The organism is Mycobacterium sp. TH-M82 (assembly GCF_057473605.1).
Genome location: NZ_JBYCKY010000535.1, coordinates 1 through 2,065 on the forward strand (window position 1 = coordinate 1; position 2,065 = coordinate 2,065).

A 2,065-nucleotide genomic window follows, 5' to 3' on the forward strand; every position below is an offset into this window, starting at 1 on the left:
GTTGGTGACGGCGAGTTCCTCGCCGGCTTCCACCCGCGCGAGATATCGCGACGCGTGCTGGCGCAATTCTCGGATTCCTATCGCTTCCACTTCCACGGCCCAACGGTAGCACAGATTGTGCTATATCAGTGTTCGCCCCCACGGCTTCAGGCCTAGCGGTACTGCACGATCCCGCGGCCGTCGACATGCCGGAGATCCGACGTGTTGGCGGTCGCGATCGGGGTGCCCAATCGCAGGCTGGTGCAACCGATCCAAAGGTCGTTGCTGCCATCAGGGGCTTCCCGATCGTGATTGGTTATGAACGCCCCAAGCATCCGCCGGGAACGTCACCGGAGCGAAGGCTCGCCCCTTCATCGCATCAACGTCAGGCCGGCAACATAGCACTCGGGTCCACCACAGTCGTCACACCCGACAGGTCGAAGCCGAGCAGGTCGCCGAAGAGCGTCACCGCCTTGCCCCAGTCAGCGGTGTCGCCCTTGAGCACCGCATCGAAGAGGTCGTTGAGCAGCCCGCCGTCCTGCGGCGACGCCATCGGGAGCCCGCCCATGTTGACCGGGCCGGTGGCATCCGGATTGACCAGCGGCGGAGAATCCGAGCCGGATTTCAGGTTGAGCAGGTCGACGACCTCTTTGCCCCCGATAGCGGGCACCAGGAAGCCGTAGGTGTTGAAGACGTTGCCGATATCGACTTGCTCCTCGTCGATTTCGGGGAAGACCGATCCATGGGGGAGCCAGATATTACCGATCGTAAGAGAATGGCCCGAGAGAGAGTTATCGGTTGCGGGTGCCGTGGAGCTGAACGTGTCGTCTGACCCCGAGCTGAAAAAGCCGGACGGGTTACTCGTCCAGGTGCCCGCTATCGGTGAACTGCCCAGACCCAGCGAGTCGCTGGGGTCGGCCAGCACGGCGTTGGACGACGTGTCGGAGCCATTCAGGGTCACCGTCCAGCCGTTGACATCCACTGTGGTGTCGTCGGCGTGGGCTGTCGCTATCCCGATGACGGCCACGACCGCGAGGCCCGCGTCAGCCAGCGATACACCGGCACCCAGCCGTCCTGCATGTTGAAGAAACATCTCTAGCCCCTTCACAGATTCAGGATTCAATACCGTAGCGATTGTACGCAACGAGATCGACAGGGCGACAACAATCCTGCCACGACCCCGTCACTAGCCCGGCACCTACGGCATCAATTGGTACGCCTTGGATCCGGGCTCACCGTTCGGCGGCTACACGAACTCCGGCATCGGCCGGGAGAATGGCCCCGAGGGCGTCGAGCACTTCACCCAGCAGAAGAGTGTGCTGCTGCCGATGGGTTACCCGGCCGAGGACTGAGGTCGGTCACGGCAGCAGGCGCAGGCCCCACTGCGAGAGCACTGGGCCGACGAGGACGAAATAGCTCTTGGAGTCGTCGCCGTCGGGGCCGCCCGACAGGATGCCGACGGCGCTGGCGGTGCCGTCTGGGTTGACGACGAAGCCCGGGCTGCCGCTGTCGCCTTCGATGCTGAACACATTCGCCTCGACCACATTGCCGTCGACGCCGGTGACCTCACCGCAGGTCTCACCGGTCTGGGCACCCAGCTTGCACAACGTCATTCCGACAACGATCTGGTCGGGGTGCAGCACGCCGCGAACCCGGCGTCCGGCGACGTCGCCGCTGGGTACACCAACGGCCGGGGACAGCAGGATGGCGGCCGTGTCGCGGTCGCCACCGTTGTTCTCGCTACTGAGGATCCTGCCGAGCCGATTGTCATTGCCGTCCACCCATACCGAGCCGTCGCCGGAGTCACAGTGCCCACTGGTCAGCAGGTAGTAGGTGCCGCCACCACCCTCGGCTGCGAAGCCGGCGGTACAGCTGCTGGTATCGTCGAGGACCTCCATGCCCGGCATCGGATTCGCCCACGCGGCACCGGGAAACGCGGCCAGGGCGGTGGCCGCGATGAAACTGAGCACGCCGAATCTGATCGTCCACCAGACAGTCACCCGAAACCTCCTGAAGCAATGATGGCCGACTCGTCCGGGTCGGCAGCCGGGTCATATTTTTTGGATCGCAAAAAATCCCATGCGGG

General features: G+C 64.0%; 2 protein-coding genes and 1 pseudogene. 1 reads left to right on the plus strand and 2 read right to left on the minus strand.

Annotated features, from left to right (window positions below; translation table 11 throughout):
- Positions 1–364: 364 nt before the first annotated feature.
- Entirely contained in the window at positions 365–1,072 is a 708-nt protein-coding gene (locus AC2VON_RS16290) for a hypothetical protein (RefSeq protein ID WP_486953882.1), read from the minus strand.
- Positions 1,073–1,172: 100 nt separating this feature from the next.
- Here AC2VON_RS16290 and AC2VON_RS16295 point away from each other — a divergent pair.
- Positions 1,173–1,331 (plus strand): annotated as a pseudogene (locus AC2VON_RS16295) (aldehyde dehydrogenase family protein); the annotation flags it as partial.
- A gap of 6 nt (positions 1,332–1,337) precedes the next feature.
- On the opposite strand, the gene AC2VON_RS16300 reads toward AC2VON_RS16295, so the two are convergent.
- On the minus strand, positions 1,338–1,979 hold the full coding sequence (locus AC2VON_RS16300; protein ID WP_486953883.1) for a chymotrypsin family serine protease: 642 nt from the start codon (positions 1,977–1,979) through the stop codon (positions 1,338–1,340).
- Positions 1,980–2,065: the final 86 nt, after the last annotated feature.

What these genes read in the sequence shown, in the direction of transcription:
- AC2VON_RS16290 (WP_486953882.1), bottom strand. Translation starts at nt 1,072, where the DNA reads ATGTTTCTTCAACATGCAGGACGGCTGGGTGCCGGTGTATCGCTGGCT.